16 protein-coding genes are annotated in these 21605 nt (G+C 65.7%); 6 read left to right on the top strand and 10 right to left on the bottom strand.

The window, feature by feature from the left end; all coding sequences use genetic code 11:
* Positions 1–69: 69 nt before the first annotated feature.
* Complete coding sequence (locus ACNJX9_RS11825; protein WP_057747275.1) at positions 70–432, top strand: hypothetical protein; 363 nt, start codon at positions 70–72, stop codon at positions 430–432.
* Positions 433–599: 167 nt separating this feature from the next.
* Here ACNJX9_RS11825 and ACNJX9_RS11820 read toward each other — a convergent pair whose 3' ends face one another.
* From ACNJX9_RS11820 to ACNJX9_RS11805, 4 genes are all read right to left on the bottom strand, one after another.
* Entirely contained in the window at positions 600–860 is a 261-nt protein-coding gene (locus ACNJX9_RS11820) for a hypothetical protein (protein WP_057747228.1), read from the bottom strand.
* A 25-nt stretch (positions 861–885) separates the two neighbouring features.
* Positions 886–2010 (bottom strand): DUF2336 domain-containing protein, encoded by a 1125-nt coding sequence (locus tag ACNJX9_RS11815; protein WP_057747227.1) that lies wholly within the window; start codon positions 2008–2010, stop codon positions 886–888.
* 363 nt (positions 2011–2373) lie between these two features.
* Positions 2374–6000 (bottom strand): AsmA family protein, encoded by a 3627-nt coding sequence (locus tag ACNJX9_RS11810; protein WP_439408914.1) that lies wholly within the window; start codon positions 5998–6000, stop codon positions 2374–2376.
* 144 nt (positions 6001–6144) lie between these two features.
* Entirely contained in the window at positions 6145–7377 is a 1233-nt protein-coding gene (locus tag ACNJX9_RS11805) for a cytochrome P450 (RefSeq protein WP_439408912.1), read from the bottom strand.
* A 133-nt stretch (positions 7378–7510) separates the two neighbouring features.
* On the opposite strand from ACNJX9_RS11805, the gene ACNJX9_RS11800 reads away from it, so the two are divergent.
* The 4 genes from ACNJX9_RS11800 to ACNJX9_RS11785 all read left to right on the top strand — a co-directional run bounded on the left by ACNJX9_RS11800 (position 7511) and on the right by ACNJX9_RS11785 (position 9377).
* A complete protein-coding gene (locus ACNJX9_RS11800) occupies positions 7511–8122 on the top strand; it encodes a TetR/AcrR family transcriptional regulator (RefSeq protein WP_439408910.1) in 612 nt (203 codons plus the stop codon).
* Positions 8123–8261: 139 nt separating this feature from the next.
* On the top strand, positions 8262–8711 hold the full coding sequence (locus ACNJX9_RS11795) for an ester cyclase (protein ID WP_057747224.1): 450 nt from the start codon (positions 8262–8264) through the stop codon (positions 8709–8711).
* Between the two features lie 105 nt (positions 8712–8816).
* Positions 8817–9029: a hypothetical protein gene (locus ACNJX9_RS11790; protein WP_439408908.1), complete on the top strand. Its 213-nt coding sequence runs from the start codon at positions 8817–8819 to the stop codon at positions 9027–9029.
* Between the two features lie 135 nt (positions 9030–9164).
* The gene (locus ACNJX9_RS11785) at positions 9165–9377 is read left to right on the top strand and encodes an isocitrate lyase/phosphoenolpyruvate mutase family protein (RefSeq protein ID WP_439408907.1); all 213 of its coding nucleotides are present in this window, start codon (positions 9165–9167) and stop codon (positions 9375–9377) included.
* Positions 9378–9398: 21 nt separating this feature from the next.
* Here ACNJX9_RS11785 and ACNJX9_RS11780 read toward each other — a convergent pair whose 3' ends face one another.
* The 3 genes from ACNJX9_RS11780 to ACNJX9_RS11770 form a co-directional block, all read right to left on the bottom strand.
* The gene (locus ACNJX9_RS11780) at positions 9399–11978 is read right to left on the bottom strand and encodes an EAL domain-containing protein (protein ID WP_439410044.1); all 2580 of its coding nucleotides are present in this window, start codon (positions 11976–11978) and stop codon (positions 9399–9401) included.
* 280 nt (positions 11979–12258) lie between these two features.
* Entirely contained in the window at positions 12259–13539 is a 1281-nt protein-coding gene (locus ACNJX9_RS11775) for an MFS transporter (protein WP_439408906.1), read from the bottom strand.
* A gap of 244 nt (positions 13540–13783) precedes the next feature.
* Positions 13784–16213 (bottom strand): bifunctional diguanylate cyclase/phosphodiesterase, encoded by a 2430-nt coding sequence (locus ACNJX9_RS11770; protein WP_439410043.1) that lies wholly within the window; start codon positions 16211–16213, stop codon positions 13784–13786.
* A gap of 289 nt (positions 16214–16502) precedes the next feature.
* Here ACNJX9_RS11770 and ACNJX9_RS11765 point away from each other — a divergent pair, with 289 nt between their 5' ends.
* Positions 16503–17669, top strand: a complete 1167-nt coding sequence (locus ACNJX9_RS11765) for an ABC transporter substrate-binding protein (protein WP_439408904.1) — start codon at positions 16503–16505, stop codon at positions 17667–17669.
* Positions 17670–17675: 6 nt separating this feature from the next.
* On the opposite strand, the gene ACNJX9_RS11760 is transcribed toward ACNJX9_RS11765, so the two are convergent.
* From ACNJX9_RS11760 to ACNJX9_RS11750, 3 genes are read right to left on the bottom strand one after another with little or no spacing between them, the layout of a single operon-like run.
* Positions 17676–18653 (bottom strand): hydroxyacid dehydrogenase, encoded by a 978-nt coding sequence (locus ACNJX9_RS11760; RefSeq protein ID WP_439408902.1) that lies wholly within the window; start codon positions 18651–18653, stop codon positions 17676–17678.
* Positions 18654–18665: 12 nt separating this feature from the next.
* Positions 18666–20519, bottom strand: a complete 1854-nt coding sequence (locus tag ACNJX9_RS11755) for a TRAP transporter large permease (protein ID WP_057747273.1) — start codon at positions 20517–20519, stop codon at positions 18666–18668.
* A gap of 7 nt (positions 20520–20526) precedes the next feature.
* Complete coding sequence (locus ACNJX9_RS11750; protein WP_057747209.1) at positions 20527–21558, bottom strand: TRAP transporter substrate-binding protein; 1032 nt, start codon at positions 21556–21558, stop codon at positions 20527–20529.
* Between the last annotated feature and the right edge of the window lie 47 nt (positions 21559–21605).

The following is a 21605-nucleotide window of genomic DNA, read 5'->3' as shown; positions in this document are numbered from 1 at the left end:
CCACCCTACGCACCGAATCCCACTCGGATTTGAATGGCTTTCGCGCGACCGGCTGTCTATGGTCTGACCATGTCACGCCTTCTCTGTCTCTTTGTTGCTGTCATCCTGTCGCTGCTGCCGGCCATTGTGCCTGCCGAGGCCGTCGCAAAGAAACCCAGGCAAGCCTGGCACGGCTATGGCTTCCTGCCGGGCTATCGCCAGCCGCTGAGCAACACCCAGCCGATCTTCATGCAGAAGAACGGCTTTCGTCGCTACGCGCGCGAAAACCAGCGCCCCTGGTACATCGATCCGGTGCCGGCCTATTACCGTTTCTTCGACGGCGAATGGCACTATTTCGGCCGGCCCGGGTTTGGCGGCTCGCGCTACAATGGCGGCAGCTTCGGTCCGTGCTGGACGCGGACGCCGATCGGCGCGATCTGGAATTGCGGCTGATTGTGCGGCCGACTCATCAATCCCGCCGGTTGAAGATCGGTAGGGTGGGCAAAGGCGCACTTGCGCCGTGCCCACGAATTCGGCGCTCCGATAGAAAGTCGTGGGCACGCTTCGCTTTGCCCACCCTACGATAGCTCGCGCGACTGTGAGGGGTGAGCTTGAAGTCGTTACCTGAAATACCCGACCACGAGATCGGTATCCGCACTGGCGGCGACCGTGCCGTTCAGCTCGGCGTCGATGACGCGGCGGCAGGCTTCGATCGCGGCGTGGTCGCCGAGATCGTTGGCGGCTTCCAGCACGAGCCATGCGGCGTCGACCGTGGCCTTCTCCGGAGCCGCCCCGCCCGTCTCGGCGGGAAGCGGCTTGGCGGGAAGCGTCTTGGCGAGGCTCTTGTTCTTGCGAATCGCGGTGCCGAATTGAGGCAACATTGCAAATACTCCCTCGATATCCCGCTCAGTGGACCTGGAGCTCGGGCTGACGACCCGTGGCGGGATCGGCGCCGGCGCTGTTCTTGCGCGACTGGTAGAATTTCAGAATGCTGCGCGAGGTCTCGATCTTGAGCCGGCTGAAATCGCGCTCATTGTCGTGGAGCTCGCGCGCCGTGATCAGGTGATCCTTGGCGCCGAGGAAGAGCAGCGACATCGTCGTGTCCCAGGAGAAGTCGAGCGCCTTGCACAGCACCAGGATCATCTCGCGGTTACGATCCATCAGCGCACGCTCGATCACGTCGACCGGCAGCGAGGACAGCAGCGACAGGCCGATCTGGACCTCGTCGAAGCGATGCTGGCGCGCATAGTTCGAGATCGAGACCTGGTTCAGGTTGCCCTGCCGGTACTGCGTCGTCACCACGCGCTTGGCGACGAAATAGCTGCGCGAGGACGGGCCGAACTTCGACTGCAGGTCGCCGGTGACCTCGGTCACCGAGCTCTGGATCTGCGACATCATCTCCGGGCGCTCGGTCTCGAGGCGGCGACGGACGTCCTCCGACGCCTTGGAGATGAGCTGCTGGAAGACGTGGCGCGGCACGTCCTTGCGCAGGCCAAGTTGTTCGGCAAGAATCGAATCTCCCTCGGCGCGGCGGACCATGTGCAGCAGGCCCGAGCCGGAGAAGCGCGCCCCCTCGTTCCTGGCGACCGAGGTGACAACCTCCTGGTTACCACGCTTGACGAGAACGTCGGTCACGGCCTCGCCGATCGTCTCGCGCTGGGAGATCGCGAGCAGATGCGCCTGGCCCTTGGTCATGGCGCTCTCGACCAGCACCTTCTCGCCGATCCTGACGGAGTCGCGCAGCACGGGGCCGGCGACCGCGATCTCGTCGTCGAGCGCGAGCTTCTCGATGACGTTGAGCGGCGCGTGATCGCAGCCTGCCATCAATTCGGAGAGCTGCGCCCGCGCGGCGACCTCGATCTCATCGGCAAGCCGGCCGATGACCTCGCCGAACATGCTGATCTCGTCGTCGACGTAGCGGCCGGTGATCAGAAGATCAGTCGCATGCCACAACGCCTTCGCCCGGCTCTCGTCCGTGCCGCGCGCGATTGCGTCGTCCAGATCCTGTAGAAGCGTTTTCGCCCCATCCATCGCGATAACCCCAGTTCTTGGTCCAGTTGCTGGCGAGCCATCCTGCCGATGCGGGCAGGACGCCGGATTCCTCTGGGGACCAACACTAGGGAACAAACGCGAGAATCCAGTAAAACCGTCACATCAGTTTTGCCGACGAAAATTCATTCAAATGCGAGGAAGTTCGGTTACTGCGGCGCAAGGTGTGCTCCACCCTCCCGGAGTATCGTAGGGTGGGCAAAGCAAAGCGTGCCCACCACCTAATCGTGGGCACGGCGCAAGTGCGCCTTTGCCCACCCTACGATTTCGGACTCGCGGCGACATACCTCTTGCAAGCGGGAGAGGTAAGAAGAGCCCGCGGCTCGAGCTTTCCTTATTGATGCCTTAGGGATTCTGCGGCGTCAGGACCAGCGGCGGCTTCGGCCGCGGCTTTGCGGGCGGTGGGCCCGGGGCGGGCCGCACGTCGATCGGCGGCGGCAAGGGGGCGACTTGCTGGCTCGCCAACGGCGGGCTCGGCGCAGCGGGCGCGGCCAGCGGCGGCTTCGGTGTCGGTGCGGCTTTGGGCTCCAGCTTCGCCTTCGGCGGCGGGCGGCGCGGATCGCGGCCGGGCAACGGCACCTCGGTCGGCGACGGCTCAGGCTCGGGCGAGACCAGCGTCGGCAGCGCGGCGGTTGCCGGCGGCGGCTCGCCACGCTCGATGGCATCGAGCCGTCGCGTCTCGCGATCGATCGTGCGCACCGCGAGCCACGACGACAACGGCGTGAGATCGACGGTGCGGCTGAGCTTGTCGGGAGGTCCGGCCGCAAACAGCTGTATCTCCGGCGGTGCGCCGGAGAGACCGGTCATGATCGGCGTGAGGCTGGCGCGGATATCGGCCTGGTCGGCGGGAATGTCGTAACCGCCGGAGACGATGGCATGGGCGTTCTTCGCTTCCAGCGGCGTTGCGCCGACGCGCAGGCGGCCGTCGCGGATCGTGAACGGGATCTGCGCCGAGGCGACCGCGATCGGCCCCGCGGACAATGCGGGCTCGACCAGCTGACGCAATCTGGTATCGTCGGAGATCTGGCCATTGTCGCTGGCGCGAATGGCGATCTCGAAGGCGCGCGGATTGAGGCCGTTGATCTCGGCCGCATCAAGCGTCACCGTGCCGTTGCCGGCGAGTGCGCCTGTCAGCGCCGAGACGCTGCGGCCCTGGCTCGTCAGCGTCATCTGCGCCGAGATGCGCCCCTTCGGCAGCGCCAGATCGCGGTAGCGCAGCGAGGCCGCATCGACATTGCCGAGATCGAGATGCGCATTCAGCGCCAGACCGTTGGGGCCGTTGCGGGCATCGAGGCTTGCGGTCATCTCACCGCCACCGAGGCTGCCTTTGAGTGCGTCGAGCGCGAGCGACTGGCCGTCGCCCCTGAGCGCGCCGCTGAAGGGACGAATCTCGATTCCCCCGGGCAGGTTGCCGCGCAGCGCCTGGAACGCGACCCGGCCGCGCCAGCCGGTGATGAGGCCCGCGCTGAGCGGCTCGCCGCTGTCGCGCCCGGCCGCGCCGACGGCAAGCGCGAGCGCCGGCATCAGGTCGAGCGTGTCCAGCCCGACTTCGCCGTCGACGCTCTTCTCCTGATCAAGCGTCACGACGAGATGGCCGCGCAGGCGTGAACCCGATGCGGTGCCGTCGAGATCGTCGAAGATCAGGCGATTGCCTGCCAGCGTGAGGCGGGAGGACAGGCTCGCAGTCTGAGCCGATTTATCGGCCGGAGCGGCCCCGAACAGCGGCGCCAGATTGACGTTGCGGACGTGCAGGTTCACGTTTGCCTTGGGCTCAGCCGCCGACAAGTCGACGCTGCCTTGCGCATCCGCGTCCAGGCCGCCGCCACCGAGCTTTGCATTCAGCTGCATCGGCCGTCGCCAGGCGCCGCTCAGCCTGCCCTCGATCTGCGCGGCGCCCGCGCCTGCGGCAACGATGCGATCGAGGCCAAGCAGCGCCGTCAGCGCGGCGGCCTGCGGCGTCGAGATTTTCGACTCCAGCGTGAAGTCGCTGCCCCGTAGTTTTTCGATGTCGAGGCCGCCAACCGCCGCGACCTGCGGCTGCGCGGCGAACGTCGCGGCGGCCTTGAGCTGCGGCGCATCGAGGTCGAACACGATACGGGCATCGCTGCGGTCGGCATGTTCGGCGCTCTTGTCAAGGCTGAGGTCGAGCTTCAAGCGCGTTGCGCCGGGCAAGGCCGGGATGGCGTCGAAGCGCGCGCGGACCGCAGGCGCGACCGGCTCCAGCAACGCCGTGAGATCGCGCAGAGAATTGGCCGACGATTTCAGCGCGAGCTTGCCGGTGGCCCTGGTGCGGTCAAAGCTGCCGCTCGCCTCCGTGGTCACGCCGCTGGCCTGGCCGAAGTGCAATTGCTCCAGCGACAGTGCGGTCGGGCCGTAGCCGAGCCTGGCCGCGAACGGCCGCAGCTCCTGTCCCGCCGAAATCGCGCGGCCGATGTCGAGCGAAAGTTTCGCCTCCTCCGGCCATTCGCCTTGGGGACCTGCGACCGCGCGGACAAAGCTCGTGGCGGCATCGAGATCGAGACGGTCCGCCTTCAGCTCCGCCTCGATCCGCGAGCCTTTGTTCGCGCCCGTTTGCACGAAGGCGATCCGCCCCTGGACGGTGCCACCTTCAATGTCGGCCTTCAGGGCGTCGATGGCCAGATGATTGGCCGCGATCGTCACATTGCCATCGAGACGGAGCGGCCGCGTGCTGCGCCGGATGATTTCGTTGCGGCCCTGCAGCCAGGCCACCAGCGTATCCGGATCGGAGGACTCGACACTGAGGCGGCCGCTGAAACTGTCGGCGCCGGGCGCGGCGCCGTTGAGCGAAACCTGCGTCATGCCGGGTGCGCGCAGCTCGAGCCGCTGAAAGGTCCAGGACCGGCCATCGGTCTGAAGCTCGGTCGTGATGTTCTGGAGCGGACGGCCGCCCAGCATGATCTGGTCGGAGTTGAACTCGATCTGCGCCGGGATCGGCGCCTGCGGAATCGCCGCGAGACCCGCGCGCAGGGCCGGCAGGATACGCAGCGGCTCGGCATCGTCGCGGCCGGCGAGCTTGTCGGCATCGACCTGCCGCGCCGACAGCACCGCGCGCAGCAGCGGCGAAGCGCCGAACCTGAGGTCGCCGACGCCGCCGACCTTCAGCGCGCTGTCTTCCGCGCCGAAGCTCGCGTCGATCTGGTCGAACTTGGCACCGGCCGGATCGGCCTTGAGCTTTGCGGTGAGCTTCCAGGGCGTCGGCCCCGCCTCGCCTGCTTTCTTCGGTGGCGGCACGGCCAGCGTCAGCGCGCCATCGAATTTCGGCGAGCGGTTGTCGAAGGCAAGCACGCCTTCGAGATCGGCCAGAATGGCGCGCTCGCCGGGATCGATATTGAGGTGCACACGGGTGGCGCTGCCGTCGGGGCTGGGGCCGGAGGAGACGCGGAACGGATAGCGCACGCCGTTGGCGGTGAAATGGCCGTCGCCGCGCACCGATCCTGCGAGCGAGCGGACGTCGCCGGAGAAGCCGATGTCAATCAGCTCGAGCGTCGAGCGGCTGGCGGCGTCGTGAAGGGCGATGCGGCCGGTGAGGTTGAGCCGCTCGATGGCGAGCGAGGCGAGATTGAAGGTGCCGCTCGCGGTGGAGGGCAGATCGACCTTGCCCCTGGCGTCGAGGCCGAGATCGGCCGCCATGCCACCGACCGAGAGCTCGGTGGCACGCCATTCGCCGCGCATCAACGAGCTCAGGCTGAACTCGACGTCGAGCTTGTCGGCGCGCAAGCGCCCGAGATCGTTGTTGCCGCCGAAGGTGACCGAACGCAGCCGCAATGTCGGCGCCGGCAGGAGCCTCGCATCGAGCTCGCCCGCCACGCGCACCGGCACGCCAATGATTCGGGTCGCCTCTGCCTCGAACTGGGGCCGGAACTGGTTCCAGTCGATGAAGTAAGGCCCGATCAGCGCGGCCAGCAGCGCTAAGATGAAGGCAATCGCCAATCCGAGCAGCGTCGTCTGCACGGGTCTCCCCTCGGCCAAGCCGGCACCCGGGTCAAACCCAAGCTGACAAACCAAGCTTCAGGCGCGCCGGAACAGCCCCTTATATAGGGGGAAGTGTGGCGAAGTCACAGCGACTGTTGCGCGCGGCGGTTAACGCACCCGGCCTCACCAGCTGGCCGGAAGGCGCCTCAAGCCCCGCAAGACGAAGGTCGGCCGCCATTCCGGGTTCTCGACGTCGTCGATGCGCAAATCCGGCAGCCGCCGCAGCAGCGTGGCGATGGCGATCTCGGCCTCGATGCGGGCCAATTGGGCCCCCAGGCAGAAATGGATGCCGCCGCCGAACGACAGCGGCCGGACGTTCGGCCTGGCGATGTCGAGCCTCTCGGGGTGGTCAGGATAAACCGCCGGATCGTGATTGGCCGAGCCGAGCAGGCAGAGCACGGTCTCGCCCTTGGGGATGGTCTTGCCGCCGAGATCGTCGATCTCCTCCAGCGCGACGCGCCCGGTCATCTGCACCGAGGAATCGTAGCGCAGGAATTCCTCGATCGCGCCCGTCATCAGGTCCGGCCGCGCCTTCAACAGCGCCAGCTGGTCCGGATTGCGATGCAGCGCGAGCAGGCCGTTGCCGATCAGATTGACTGTGGTCTCGTGGCCGGCGCCGAACAGCAGGATGATGTTCGCCGTCAGCTCCTCATTGGTGAGCTTGTTGCCGTCCTCCTCGGCCTGCACCAGCTGGCTGATGAGATCGTCGCCGGGAGACTTGCGGCGCAGCTCGAACAGCTGCTGGAAATACATCTGCGCCATCGTGGTGGCGGCGTTGGCCTTGGCGATCTCCTCCGGCGTCATCGGCACCGGGTCGAGCAGCCGACCGCCCTCGCGCGAGCTTTTGTAAAACACCTCGCGATGGTCCTCGGGAATGCCGAGCATCTCGCAGATGATGGTGACAGGCAGGCGGAAGGCGAAATCCTCGATCAGGTCCATCTGGCCGCGGCCGATCACGGCATCGATGGTCTGGTCGACGATCTGCTGGATGCGCGGGCGCATGTCCTCGACGCGGCGGGCGGTGAACGCCTTCACCACGAGGCCGCGCAGGCGGGTGTGATCGGGCGGATCGGCCTGCAGCATCCAGTGCCCCATGCTGCGGAACACCGGCTCCTTCATGATGTCGGGGCCGTAACGGCGGCTCGTGCGCTCGACGAAATCCTTGCCGAAACGCTTGTCGCGCATCACGAGGCTGACCTCGGCATGACGACTGGCCACGAACTGGCCGAACGGCGTGACGTGGATCGGGTCGATCGCGCGCAGCCGGTCGTAATGCGGATAGGGATTGCGGATGAAGTCCGGCGCGAGCGGATTGAACAGGGGATCGCTGGCGACGCTCTGAACTTGCTCGTTCATGGTGACCTCACGTCGGTTGCCGCATGACACGATACGCCGGTTTGCAGCTCCGAAAGCCGGCGTAACCATCCCTGATGATTTATCAACTCGATACATTGTTGTATCGAGTTGCATTCTGCCCTAACCTTGAGGGATGTCAAGACTGAGAACCAGGCCGACCAGGGACGACACGCGCGAGGCGCTGTTCGAGGCAGCCGCGCGCGTGTTCGAGCAGGACGGGATCGGCGGCGCCAGCATCGAGGCGATCGCGGCGGAGGCCGGCTTCACCCGCGGCGCGTTCTATTCGAATTTCAAGAGCAAGGACGAGCTGATCTTCGCCATGCTCGAGGACCATGTCGAGCGATCGATCCGGCGCAACATGGAGATCCTGGCGCAGCACAGGAACCTCGACGACTTCATCGCGGCGCTGAAGACGATGGACCGGGCCCGGCAGGACCCCCTCGCCCGCTCGCCGCTGCTGCATATCGAGATGATCCTGTTCGTCGCGCGCGCCGAGAAGCGCCGGCCCGAACTCGCCAAGCGGCTGCGGGCGCGGCGCAAGCTGATCGCCGACATCGTCGAGGCGACGTTGAGAGACAGCGCCACAGGCGAGACGCTGAACCCGCCCTGGATGGCCTCGGTGGTGCTGGCGCTGGAAGACGGCTTTCGCCTGCACCGGCTGATCGATCCCGAGACCACGCCGGCCGACAGTTTTCTGCGCGCGATCACGGATTTGAGGCGGCGAACGGGATTGACGACGGATTAGGGCGCACCAGCGCCGCGCTCGACATTGCGATGCCGGGAAGCAGCAACGTAGCGCCGTCGTCGGGAATCGGGTGGGAGAGCAGCGGTGTGATCGTCATAGCTTCTCATGGTGGGCACCAAAGCACACAGGAGAAGCGATCGTGACGGTTGAACAAGACAACAAAGCCATCGTCGGCCAGTGGTTCACGAAATTCTGGGGCAAGACCTGCGACCTCGGAATTGTCGATGAACTCGCCGCACCGGATATGCTGCTGCAATATTCGCTGCACGAGCCGCGCCGTGGGCGCGACGACATCAAGGCATTCATGACGGACTTTCGGAAAGCGTTCCCCGATCTCAATTTCTGGGGCGCTGCCGATCTCATCGCCGAAGGCGACTATGTCGTCGGCCGGTGGGAGGGCGGAGGTACGCATACCGGGCCGGCATTCGCCGACTTCCTGGCAGGATCGCTGCCGGCCAACACCGGCCGCAAGATGAAGTTCACCGGCACGACCGTATTGAAACTCAAGGACGGAAAGATCCTCGAGGAAATCGGTCTCGACGACGGGGTCACTGCCCTGCAGCAGCTCGGTCTCATCCGCGCTGCCTGAGCCCTGTGCCAGGCGCAGAGACCTCAACGAACACACCGGCGATCTTGCGGTCGCCGGTGTCATTCTGGAAAACGCGCGCCAAGCCGCCCCCTTCACCGCAATCGGTTGCCGATCATCGAGGCGACATTGCTGGACAACGCGAATGGCGAAAGGCTGAACCTGCCGTGGATGGCCTTGGTCGTGCTGGCGTTGGAAGATGGTTTGCGCCCGAACCGGCTGATCGATCCGGAGACGACACCGGCCGACGGCTTCTTGCGTGCGATCCGGCGGACGGCATTTTCGATCCCATCGCACTGGGCAAGGATCTCGAAGCGCTGATCGCCGCGCTGAGCGAGGACGGGCAAGCCTGCGTCGTCGGCATGGATTGGGGCCGCACGTCGACCTTCCAGGCGCTGGCCACGGCACCGTCGGCGATCAAGGCTGCAGTGGTGATGAACACGACCCACCCGATCATTGATCGCGAGACTGGTTCAGCTGGCGCCCCTGCCGGTCAATATCATCGTGACGCAGGGGATTCCGGAAATTCGCGATCTCGCTCGCGTCGGCGTTCGGCGGGTGAGCCTTGGGCCATGGCCGATGATGGCGGCGATGTGCCTCATCGGACAGGCAGCCGCAGGGGTCGCCGCGAGCAAGCAATACGGGACGTTCCTGCAGCCGAATGCCTGAGCCGTTCTCCGGCGTCGTGCCTCAAGCCGAGCGCTTCACCGCAACCGCCGGCTTGACCTCGAGCTGCCCCAGCATCGCCCTCGCCTGCTCGGCGCAGTGCTCGATCAGCCAGCGCTCGAAGGCGACGGGCGCCAGCGCGGGGGCGTAGAGGTAGCCTTGCACGACGTCGCAGCCGAGCTCGGCCAGCATCTTGCGCTGGCCTTCGGTCTCGACGCCTTCGGCGACGACGGTCAGCCTAAGGCCCTGGCCGACCCGGACCACGGCGGTGGCGATCGCGAGTGCGCCGGCATCCTTCTCGATGTCGCGCATGAAGCTGCGGTCGATCTTCAGCTCGCGGATCGGCAGATGGGCGAGCCGGCTGAGGCTCGAATAGCCGGTGCCGAAATCGTCCACCGACAGGCCGATGCCGAGGGCGCGGATCGCGTGCATCGTCTCCAGCGCAGCGGCGCCGTCCTGCATGAAGGTGCCTTCGGTGATCTCCAGCATGAGGGCATCGGGCGGCAGATCGTGTTCGGTGAGGACATCCTGGAGCCGCGCGGCCAAGGTGACGTTGCGGAAATTGATCGGCGACAAATTCACCGAGACACTGGGGATGTTGAGCCCGGCGCGACGCCAGGCCGCCATCTGCCGACAGGCCTCGCGCACCGACCACAGGCCGATCTGCTCGATCAGGCCGCATTCTTCGGCGAGCGGAATGAACTTGGCCGGCGAGACGTCGCCGAGCACGGCATCGTGCCAGCGTGCCAGCGCTTCGACCCCGTGGACGGCGCCGTCGCAGCTGCGGATCTGCGGCTGGTAGAACAGGCCGAGCGCACCCTCGGCAATGGCGCGGCGGAGTGCTGCGATCATCGCCAGCCGCTGTTCGGTCAGGCCGTTCATTTGGGCGTTGAACATGCAATGGGTGGAGCGGCCCGCCTGCTTGGCCATGTACATGGCGGCATCGGCCTGCTGCATCAGCGTGTCGATATCGGTCGCATGGTCGGGATAGAGGCTGATGCCGATGCTGGCCGACATCGGCATCAGCTTCGATCCGAGCCGCAGGGGCGCAGCCAGCGCCTCGGTGATGCGGGTCGCGACCTGCTCGGCGCTCTCGGCATTGCGATGCGGCAGCAGGATGACGAACTCGTCGCCGCCAAGCCGGCCCAGCATATCCTCCGGCCCGATCTGCTCGCGCAGGCGCTGCGCGAGCTGGATCAGAAGCTCGTCGCCGGCGGCATGGCCGAGCGTGTCGTTGACGTCCTTGAAGTGATCGACGTCGAGGAAGGCCAGCGCGACATGGCTGCCGGTCGGACAGGCATCGATCGCGGTCGTGATCAGGTGCCGTAATTGCGCGCGGTTGGGCAGGCCGGTGAGAATATCGTGATAGGCAAGCCGCGCGATCTCGGCGCGCGCTTCCTTGCGTTCGATGGCGAAGGCGGCGAGGTCGACGCAGGCATCGACGATGCGCCGGTGCCAATTGCTCGGCGCGCGAGACTCGCGATAGTAGAATGCGAAGGTGGCAATGACCCGGCCGTCCTTGGCCTTGACCGGGGTCGACCAGCAGGCCCGCAAGCCGGTTGCGAGCGGCATGGCCTTGTAAGGCTGCCAGCGCGGATCGGTGTCGAGATCTTCAGCCAGCACCGGCTCGCCATAGAAGGCGGCGGTGCCGCAGGAGCCGACGTCAGGCCCGATCGCGATGCCGTCCAGCGCGCTGGAATAGTCCTCGGGCAGGCTCGGGCCCCCGAGCGGGTGAACCAGGCCTGCGGCATCGACATGCAGCAGCGAGCAGACGACGTCGGGTGCGATCTCCTCGACGCGGCGGCAGAGCCGGTCGGCGATCTCGGTGATCGGGACCTCGTCGGCGAGCGCGCTCATGATGAGCTGCTGCAGCGAGCGCAACTGCCTGCTCTCGGTGATGTCCTCGACCAGCGCGAAGATGTGCCTGAGCCGGCCTTTGTTGTCGCGGAAGGCGTCGAGCCGCGCACAGACCCAGATCTCCTCGCCGCTCTTGTCGTAAACGAGTGTCTCGACCTCGCCGCGGCGGCCGCCGGCCATGAGCCGCTTGACGAGCTTCGCGATCGCCCTGCGGTTGGTATGGCAACCGGCGATGAGCTCCGCCGCAGGTCGTCCCTCGGCTTCCCCGCTGGTATAGCCGAACAGCGCCGTGAAGGCCGAATTGACGTAGCGGATGTTGTGCTCGACGTCGGCGATGATCACGGCGCGATTGGTCTGGTCCGAGACTGCGTTGAGCAGCCCGATCCTGACGCGACGCTCGGCCTCGGCGGTGACGTCGCGCGCGAATATGATGTGATTGACAGTACCGTCGATGGTCGTCGACGACAGCGCAATCGTGGCCTTGATCCGGCTGCCGTCGCGCCTGATGAGGCTGATCTCGTCGCGAAAGTCCACGACCGGATCGGCTTGAAGACATTTGAGCGTGAGAATGGCGGCGTCGCCGCCGAGCACGTCGGCAGGCGCAAGCTTCCAGATCCGCTCAGCGCCGGCGTTGAAATAGGTGATGCGACGCGCATCGTCGACGATGACGATGCCGTCGTCGGCGCATTCCAGCGCGGCGCGCAGCACGTCCGGCATTTTGGTCAGGGGGCAGTCGGAGGCAGACATCATTCGACCCGGCAGCATCGGCAAGATACGGCAACCAGCCCAAGGCTACCGCGCCGATGGTGTCCAAGACCTTTTTGCAACCGGCCCGGGTTCGGCCAAGCCGCGACATGCTTAACAGTCCGAGAAAAATGCCGTGCTAATGCAGCGCGAGCGGAACCTATTGGGCGCGAGTTCCCGCCCTAAAGCGCGATGAGATCAGGATGCATCGTCATCGCGCTTTAGCTCCTTGTTTGAGCATGATCTTTTCGGAAAACCGCTTCGCACTTTTCCGGATCATGCTTTAGAGCATGTGCAGCCGGCCGGCCACGGCCCTAACCTTGCCCGGCGAGGCCCGCCAGACCGACAGCGCCGAGAGAAGGCTGACGATGATCGCAATGCCAAATGCGAGCGTGTAGTCGCCGGTGCGGTCATAGAGCAGGCCGGTCACCCATGGCCCGGCCGCGCCTCCCGCCAATGCCGCGAGCATGATCATGCCGAAGATGCTGCCCTGGTGGCGGCCCCCAAAAATCTCGAACACCACTGCGCCCATGATCGAGGTGAGCCCGTAGCCGAGCGCGCCTTGTGTGAACACCATCAGCCAGACCAGCCAGAACGAAGGCTGGTATTTCAGCGCCATCAGCGCCGCGAAGCAGATCGCAAACCCCACACAGCTGATGGCCCAGACCCATTCCCGCCCGATCCGGTCGGAGGTATGGCCGAGGAAGATCTGGCCGGGGATGCCGAGCAGGCTGACGGCGCCGAGCGCCCAGACCGCAACGCTCGGGCTGAAGCCGATGTCGAGCAGGAATTTGGTCTGGTGCACCTGCACCGCGTACCAGATGTACAAGCCGCAGAAATAACCGAGCGCGAGCCACCAGAAGCGCGCAGTCGCAACCGCCCGCTTCAGCGTCCAGTCGATCGCGGCCCAGTCGGGATCGACGATATTGGAGACCGGCTTTGCGGCACCCCTGACCGGCGCGCTGTCGCCATCGGGCCGCAGGCCGATGTCTTCGGGGCGCTTGTGCAGCAGCAGATTGATCGGCGCCAGCACGACCAGGATCATCAGACCCATCGCGGTGCAGGCGGTGCGCCAGCCGGTCTGCTCGATCATGTGCTGCACCCACGGCAGCAGCGTCATCGAACCGATGCCGACGCCGGCAAAGGCGATACCGATGGCAAAGCCGCGCTTGCGGATGAACCAGTTCGGCAGGAACAGCGACTGGCCGGAATAGCCGAGGCACACGGAGCCGGCGCCGACCATGACGCCGATCGTCACGTAGAGATGCCAGGGCTGGCTGGTGAGCGGCGCAAGCAGCAGCCCGCCGGCCATCAGCGCCACCCCGAGCTCCATCACGGCGCGCGGGCCGGCACGGTCCATCAGCCTTCCGATCAACGGGCTGGCCACGGCGGACGCGATGAAGCCGAAGGAGAACGCGCCCGCAGTCACGCCGCGCTCCCAGCCGAACTCGGCAATGATGGGCGGAAAGAACAGCGAGAAGGAAGTGCGCGCGTTGACGCCGATGGCCATGGTGACGAACGTCACCGCAACCACGACCCAGCCGTAGAAGAACGGAAGCCGCATTTTTCTTGTTTCATCCCTAGACGGTCGTCTACCGATCATCCGGGATTGCCCGGGTCAAGTGATTTTAGCGAATGCCTCTACATCGTCATTGCCGGGCTTGTTCCGGCCATCCACGCCGTGCAACGCGGTACAAAGAACGTGGGTGCCCGGGCCTTCGCCGCGCCGAAGCGGCTTCGGCCGCGCAGGCGGGACAAGCCCGGGCATGACGACCTCTTGTGATGTTCAAATGCTGCGAGACGGGCGTTCAGGCGGCGTCGCGCTGCGAGCCTTCGGCCGGCCCGTCAAGCTCGATCTGGTCGATCGGCAGCGGGCGGCTGAACAGATAGCCTTGCGCAAAATTGACGCCGAGTGCCTTCAGCCGCTCGAACTCCTCTGATGTCTCGACGCCTTCGGCGGTGACCGACATGTCGAGCCCGCGCGCCAGAGTCACGATCGAGGAGATGATCGCGGAGGAGCGCGGCTGGTGCGTGAGATTGCGGATGAACGATTTGTCGATCTTGATCTTGTCGAACGGAAATGCGGTGAGATAGCTCAGCGAGGAATAGCCGGTGCCGAAATCGTCGAGCGCGAGCTCGACGCCGATGCTCTTCAGCCGCTCCATGAAAGCAAGGTTCTCGGTGCCGCGTTCCAACAGGACGGATTCGGTGATCTCGATCTCGAGCCGCTGCGGCGACAGGCCGGAATCCCGCAAGGCCGCGTTGATGACATCGAACAGATCGGCTTCCTTGAACTGGATCGGCGAGAGATTGACCGCGACCATCAGGTCCGACGGCCACGCCGCCGCATCCGCGCAGGCGCGGCGCAGCACGAATTCACCGAGCGGCACGATCAGCCCGGTCTCCTCGGCAAGCGCGATGAACTGATCCGGCGGGATCAGCCCGCGGGCCGGATGCCGCCAACGCACCAGTGCTTCGAAGCCGCGCCGCGCGCCGGTGCCGGCATCCATGAACGGCTGGTAGTGCACCTCGAGCTGGCAGAGCGCGATGGCGTCGCGCAGATCCCCTTCCAGCGTGTTGCGCGCCTCGAGCTCGGCCGACATCGCCTCGTCGTAGATGGTGAAACAGTTGCGGCCGGCCGATTTCGAGCGATAGAGCGCAAGGTCGGCCTTCTTCAGCAATTGCTCCTGGTCGCTGCCGTGATCCGGCGCGACGGCAATGCCGATGCTGGTGCCGATCTCGACGCGATGCCCCGGCAATGGGAACGGCTCGGCGATGAGCTTGGCGATCCGCGCGGCCAGCTCGGTCGACGATGCGCGCTGATCCTCGCAGCCCTCCTGGATGATAGCGAACTCGTCGCCGCCGAGCCGCGCCAGCACGTCGGTGGCGCGCACCGCGGATTTCAGCCGCTGCGCCACCAGGCGCAGCAGTGCATCGCCCGCGCCATGACCGAGGGAATCGTTGACGTTCTTGAAGCGGTCGAGGTCGAGCATCAGGATCGAGAAGGTCCAGCCGCCGTTCTTCAGCTGAGCATTAAGCTCGTCGAGCCGGGCAAGGAAGAAGGCGCGGTTCGGCAACCCGGTCAGGACGTCGGTCTGCGCAAGCTCGAGCACGCGACGGTTGGCCAGCGACAGCCGCCGCGAGTTGCGGCTTGCCAGCATCAGATAGATCGACAGTGACAGTGTCAGCAGCATGCCGACGATGAGGACCGCGCCGGCGCGGTCGTAGGTCATCTCGAGGGAACCACCGACCGTCGGCATCGCGCGCACCTGCCAGTCGGTATCCCCGATCTTGAGATGGCCCGACCACTGCAGGCCCCGCGCGACGTCGCGCATCGACTGCGGCGCGGAAGGCGCCGACGAATAATCCGGCATCATCTCCTCGAGGCCGACGATCCCCGCCGTGAAAGGCGGATACACGTTCACGCTGACCGCAGGGCTTGCGCCGGTCGTGCCACGAATGGCCTCTATCAGCAGCGGCAGGTCGAACACGCCGACCACGTAGCCTGTGAGATTGCGGCGCCGGTCCGCGACCGTGTCGCGAGAGGTCCCCTTGGCGTAGACGGGAACGGCGACGAGAGCATAGGACAGCCGGCCACCCCCGCGCGGATCGTAGAGGCGCGCACGAACGCTGGCGATTCGGTCGTTGTCACGCGCGCGCTCGAGCGCCGCGGCGCGTTCCGGAACACTGGCATAGTCCATACCATAGACGGGCGACGTCTTCGGGTAGGTCGAATAGAACACCGGAAAATATTCATCGCTTTGCGGCGCGGTCGCAAATCTCTCGCCCTGGAGCGACTTGATGCGATAGCCGGACAGGCCGTCCGCGACCGCGGCAGCCTCGTATTCGGCGCGCTCCTTGCGGTTGACGCGCGGCAGCCAGGAGATGCGCAGCATGCCGGGATGATGCTCGAACAGCCGGGCGCTGAACGTCTGGAACTCGCTGCGGGTGATTTCCTCGTTGGCCGATTCGAACAGGGTGCGCAGCGCGACGAGCCGGCTGATATATTCGTTCATGCCGTTCTGCATGACGATGGAATCGGTCTCAGCCGTGCTTTCGAACTCGATCCTGTTGACGCGGTCTTCCCACCGCGCCACGGCCGCAGCGCCCGCCAGCGAGAACAGCACACCGACCCCGGCTGCGACGAGAGCAGGACGATAGAGCCCGAGCAGCGGCGCAGTGCGCCACCACCCGCTCCGCCGTTTCCGGCCCTGATCGTTCCGATCGCGATCGCCCATCCGTAAAAGCCGCCGTTCCCCTCTTCGCGGCGGACCGAACTTCTGGTTGAACCGCCGCAGTGGCAATCGGACAAGGACCGCGGTTAAGAACTGCACAATTTCGGAACCAGGCCTTGCCGCATTGCACGGCTTAGTTAACGAAGTGCGCCCCTGAACCGCCTGCATCGGCGCAACTTGCCGGTTTTACCCGGAGTATTACGGAGCTGCCGGTCCAGAGCCGGTTAGCGAGCTATTCAGGCCGCGCGACTATGCTTGGCGCGCTTTCTCCAGCATCCGGCAACACTTCCTGATGAACCTGTTTCGATCAGCGACACGCATCGTGCTGAGCTTCGCACTGCTCGCCGCAGCCACGTGTGCTGCAAGCGGCGGGGAGGTCGGCGTCGGCGCCGACACGATCCTGTTCGGCCAGACGGCTGCGTTCGCAGGCCCCTCAGCTTTGCTCGGTCAGCGCATGCGGCAAGGCATCGTCGCAGCATTCACCGAGATCAACGCAACTGGCGGCATCCATGGCCGCAAGCTGCAGCTGATCAGCCGCGACGACGGCTACGATCCCGACCGTTCGGTGGCGCAGACGCTGCGGCTGATCGAGGACGACAAGGTGTTCGCGCTGATCGGCGGGGTTGGCACGCCGACGGCGATGGCGACGATTCCGATCACCAGAGCCCGGAACATTCCCTTCATAGCACCGTTCACCGGCGCCGAATTTCTGCGCGACCTCAAGCTTCCGAACGTCGTCAACATCCGCGCGAGCTATGGCGCGGAGGCCGAGGCCTGGATCAAGCACCTCACCGAGGACCGCAAGTTCACCCGCATCGGCATCTTCTACCAGGACGATTCCTTCGGCCGTGACGGCCTTGCCGGCGTGAAGAACGCGCTGGCCCGGCGCGGCCTCGAGCTCGCCGCCGAAGGCACCTTCGAGCGCAACACCCGCGCCGTCGGCGCGGCCTGGCGGGTGATCAAGCGCGCCGAGCCCGAGGCGATCGTCATGGTCGGGACCTACGGTCCTTGCGCCGAATTCATCAAGCTGGCGCACCGCAGCGGCCTTTCGCCGACATTCGTCAACATCTCCTTCGTCGGCGCCACCGCGCTTGCCAAGGAGCTCGGTCCCGAGGGCGAAGGCGTCATCGTCTCGCAGGTCGTGCCATTTCCGTGGGATCGCTCGCTCAAGCTCGTGGCCGACTACCAGGCCGCACAGAAGGTACTCGACCCGGCGCTGACCCCGGACTTCGTTTCGCTCGAAGGCTATCTCGCCGGCCGCTTTGTCGCCGCGGTCCTAAGACATCTCGGACCGAACCCGACGCGGGCGGAGCTGATGCGGATCATCAACGACGTCGGCCGCTTCGACATCAGCGGCAGCGTCATCACCGTCGGCTCCCGCGCCATCGACACGCCACCGAAGGTGTTCTTGACGGTGATCCAGAAGGACGGGACCTTCAAGGCGGTCGATAGGCTTTAGGGCAGTTCACCGCCTGCGCGTCCAGCGCTCGGCGTTGACGGCACCCTGCGGCGCCTCGCCCTTGATGATGGCCTCGACCTGCCGCACCGTCTCCAGCGACTGATATTCGATCGCCTGCGGCGTCAGGCCGCCGACATGCGGCGTGGCGATGACGTTCGGCAGCCTTGCCAGCTCGGGCGTCGGCATCTGGTCGGGTGCACGGCCGACATCCATTGCCGCGCCGGCAATGCGGTTCTCCAGCAGCGCCTTGGCGAGCGCCGCCTCGTCGACCAGATTGCCGCGCGAGAGGTTGATGAAGAATGCGTGCTTCTGCATGCGCGCCAGCGCCGCCTCGCCGATCAGCTTCTCGGTCTGCTCGTTGGCGATGGCGAGGCAGACGACAAAGTCCGATGCCGCGAGCAGCTCGTCGAGCGCGACATGCCGGATCGCGCTGTCGTTGACATCGGCGAAGGGATCGGCCACCAGCACCTGCATACGCAGCACTTTTGCGATCTCGGCGAGGTAGCGCCCGATGCTGCCATAGCCGATGATGCCGATGGTGCTGCCGGCCAGCTGGCGGCCCATCCGCGCCTCCGGCTTGCGGCCGGCGTGGTAGTCGGCCGTCGCTCCCGACACGCCGCGCGACAAATCGACCATGAAGCCGACCGCGAGCTCGGCGACCGCCTGCACGAAGCCGGGACCGGCCCGTGTCACCAGCACACCGGCTTGCGAGGCCGCCTCGACATCGACGTTCCTGATATCGACGGCACAGCGGACAAAGGCACGCAGGCGCGGCAATTGCGCAAAAATCTCGCCGCGACCTTCGGTCATGCGATCGGCGACGATGATGTCGGCGTCCTTGGCCGCACTGACGAGGCCTGGAGAATCGAGCGCCTGGTCGCCCTCGTGCAGGATCACCTCGGCGATGGCGCGCAAGCCGTTCAGGCTGCGATCGCCATAGTAATTGCGGCGCATCTCCGGCGTATGGGCCAGCAGGACTTTCACGGCAGCACTCCCTTAGTAGCCGAACGCGCGCGGCAGGGCGGTGCTCAGCCACGGCACGAAGGCGATGACGAGCAGGCAGAGGAACAACAGGCCGAGATAACCCAGGATCGGCTTCACCGTCTGCTCGATCGGCACGTTGCCGATCAGGCAGGCGCCGTAGAGCCCGAGCCCGAGCGGCGGCGCGAACAGGCCGACGCCCATCGCAATCACCAGCACCACGCCGAAATGCAGGGGATCGATGCCGAGCTGCACCGCCACCGGCAACAGCAGCGGGCCGAAGATGATCAGCGCGGCCGCCCCTTCCAGCACCGAGCCCATCACGATCAGCACGGCGATCGCGAGCAGGATGAACAGCCAAACACCCGACGTCTTGGACAGGCCCAGCATGAAATCGCCGACCGCATGCGGCACCTGCTGCAAGGTCAGCGTGAAGGCCAGCGACTGCGCAGCGGCGACGATGAACAGCACCAGACCGGCGCGCGTCGCCGCCTGCACGAAGCTGTGCGCGGCCGATCTGAAGCTGAGCTCGCGGAACACGACGCTGCCGACGACGAGCGCATAGGCCACGGCAAAGGCGGAGATCTCGGTCGCGGTGGCAAAGCCGCTCTTGAAACCGAAGAAGATCATGAAGATCAGGCCGAACGAGGCGATCGCGCCGCTCCACAGGCCTGAAACCGCCATCTGCGGCTCGACCTCCTCGGCGGCATCAGGCGTCTTGCCGAAGACGATGGAGAAGGCGATCAGCACCGCCGCCATCAGCGCCGCGGGCAGCAGGCCTGCCATGAACAGGCCGCCGATCGAGAGGTTTGCGACAAAGCCCAAGATGATCAGGTTGATGCAGGGTGGGATGGTCTCCGCCATCACCGCGGACGCCGCGAGCAAGGCGACCGCGCTGCCCGGATTCTGCTTGGAGCGGCGCGCGGCCGGGATCAGCACGGAGCCGACGGCGGCGACGTCGGCCATCTTCGAGCCCGAGATGCCGGAGAACAGCACCATCGAGGCGACCATCACGACGTTCAGGCCGCCGCGCATGCGGCCGACCGCGCGCTGCAACAGCTCGATCAGGCGCACCGACATGCCGTTGGCTTCCATGAGGTAGCCGACCAGGATGAAGAACGGGATCGCCAGCAGCACGAAATTATCGATGCCGCGCGCCATCTGCTGGGCGAAGATGACGCCGGGCAACGCGCCCTCGACCCAGATGAAGATCAGAGCGGCCAGCGCCAGCGCAAAGCCGATCGGCAGGCCGCCGAACAGCGTGGCGAAGAAGCCGATCAGCATCAAGGTGCCCGCCGACGGCACCGAGGACGGCGACAGATAATCCCAGGCGAGATAGAGGCCGGTGACGACGGCGACTGCAACAAGCCCCCTGACAATGTCCGGGAGCGGCCGCGCGCAGAGATGATCGATCGCGAACACCGTCATGAACAGCGCGCCGATCCCCATCGGATAGAAGGTGAGCTCAAGTGGCAGACCCGAGCCGGTGGTCTGGCCTGAGGTCAGCGAGCCCAGCTTGATCGCGTTGTAGGCGACATAGCCGGAGATCAGCACGACGAGCAGGCTGCTTGCCGCATCGACCAGCGTGCGCAGCCGTCCCGGCAACAGATCGCGGAAGAAGGACACGCCGACATTCTCGCCGCGCGCCAGCGCGCTGGCCGCGCCGAAGAAGGCAGATCCAACCATCAATCCGCGCGCGACATCATCGGACCATTCGACCGGCGCGTTGAAAAAGAAGCGCAGCAGCACCGAGCCGCAGACGACCGCGAGATCGGCGGCCAGCAAGACGGCCGCGATCGCGTCGCTGAGGCGAAGCAGGAGGGCGATGCTCCCGTGGCGGCCGCCCGGGAGCGATACGGCGTCTGCCATCACCATCTCAGGCTTGGGTCGAACGAATGATGTCGATGACGGGCTTGGACTCCGGCCGCGCCTTGATGAAGTTTTCGATCTGCGGCGCGACACGCTTCTTGAAGGCCTCGCGGTCGCATTCGGCCACCGTCACGCCCTTCTCGGTCAGGGCCGTCAGCGCCTCTTTCTCGACCGCAAGCCCGTGGGCCCGCGTGTCGACCGCGGCCTTCTTGGCGGCGTCCAGGAAGCCCTCGCGCAGCTTCGGATCCATGCGGTTGAACGTCACGTCGCTGAAATAGACCGCGAGCGGCGAGAAATTGTGCTGCGTCAGCGCATAGAATTTCGCAGTTTCGAAGAACTTGCTGGCGAGGATGGTCGGCGGATCGTGCTCGAGACCGTCGAGCACGCCGGCCTGCAGCGCCGTGTAGATCTCGCCGAACGCCAGCGGCGTCGCGGCGGCGCCCATCAGCCGCAGGCATTCGGTGATGACGGGATTGGGCAGGGTGCGGATCTTGAGGCCGGCGAGATCCTCAGGCGTCTTCACCGGCTTCTTGGCGAGCACGCTGCGCGAGCCGAAATTATAGGCCCAGGCGATGATACGGATGTTGCTGCCCTTGAGCAGCGCGTCCTCGATCGGCTTGGCGGCGCCGGCATCGAACGCCTTGGTCTGCTGCGGGAAGCTCGAGAACAGGAAGCCGAGATCGTAGGTCCCGACCAGCGGCACCAGATTGGCCGAGATCGACGAGCCCGAGATCATGAGGTCGATGACGCCGAGCTTCACCGAATTGATGACGTCGATCTCCTGACCGAGCTGGTTGTCGGGGAAGAAGGCGACCTCGACCTGCTCGCCAAGACCGTTGGCCTTAATCTGCTTCACGAGGTTGTCGTAGTAGACGCGGCCGTTGGCGAATTTGGGATCGTTCGGCAGCGAGGACGAGCATTTCAGCTTCAGCGTCGCAGCTTCTGCGCGGCCGATGATGGCAGGAGAGAGCACAAGGCCGGCGGTCAGCGCCGTCGACGACTTGATGAACGTGCGACGGCTGACGGGCACGATGGTCATGGTGTTTCTCCCCAATATTTTTTGTTTGCCGGCCGCGGTCGTTGCCA

Origin of the sequence: Bradyrhizobium sp. BLXBL-03 (assembly GCF_051853015.1) — a bacterium.
Taxonomy (GTDB): domain Bacteria; phylum Pseudomonadota; class Alphaproteobacteria; order Rhizobiales; family Xanthobacteraceae; genus Bradyrhizobium; species Bradyrhizobium manausense.
This window is presented reverse-complemented; position numbering and strand designations above follow the sequence as displayed.

Excerpts from the sequence above, each read along its gene's own strand:
- ACNJX9_RS11820 (WP_057747228.1), bottom strand. The coding sequence starts at position 860 with ATGTTGCCTCAATTCGGCACCGCGATTCGCAAGAACAAGAGCCTCGCC.
- ACNJX9_RS11770 (WP_439410043.1), bottom strand. The coding sequence starts at position 16,213 with ATGGGCGATCGCGATCGGAACGATCAGGGCCGGAAACGGCGGAGCGGG.
- ACNJX9_RS11765 (WP_439408904.1), top strand. The coding sequence starts at position 16,503 with ATGAACCTGTTTCGATCAGCGACACGCATCGTGCTGAGCTTCGCACTG.
- ACNJX9_RS11775 (WP_439408906.1), bottom strand. The coding sequence starts at position 13,539 with ATGCGGCTTCCGTTCTTCTACGGCTGGGTCGTGGTTGCGGTGACGTTC.
- ACNJX9_RS11815 (WP_057747227.1), bottom strand. The coding sequence starts at position 2,010 with ATGGATGGGGCGAAAACGCTTCTACAGGATCTGGACGACGCAATCGCG.
- ACNJX9_RS11800 (WP_439408910.1), top strand. The coding sequence starts at position 7,511 with ATGTCAAGACTGAGAACCAGGCCGACCAGGGACGACACGCGCGAGGCG.
- ACNJX9_RS11825 (WP_057747275.1), top strand. The coding sequence starts at position 70 with ATGTCACGCCTTCTCTGTCTCTTTGTTGCTGTCATCCTGTCGCTGCTG.
- ACNJX9_RS11780 (WP_439410044.1), bottom strand. The coding sequence starts at position 11,978 with ATGTCTGCCTCCGACTGCCCCCTGACCAAAATGCCGGACGTGCTGCGC.
- ACNJX9_RS11755 (WP_057747273.1), bottom strand. The coding sequence starts at position 20,519 with ATGGCAGACGCCGTATCGCTCCCGGGCGGCCGCCACGGGAGCATCGCC.
- ACNJX9_RS11805 (WP_439408912.1), bottom strand. The coding sequence starts at position 7,377 with ATGAACGAGCAAGTTCAGAGCGTCGCCAGCGATCCCCTGTTCAATCCG.
- ACNJX9_RS11750 (WP_057747209.1), bottom strand. The coding sequence starts at position 21,558 with ATGACCATCGTGCCCGTCAGCCGTCGCACGTTCATCAAGTCGTCGACG.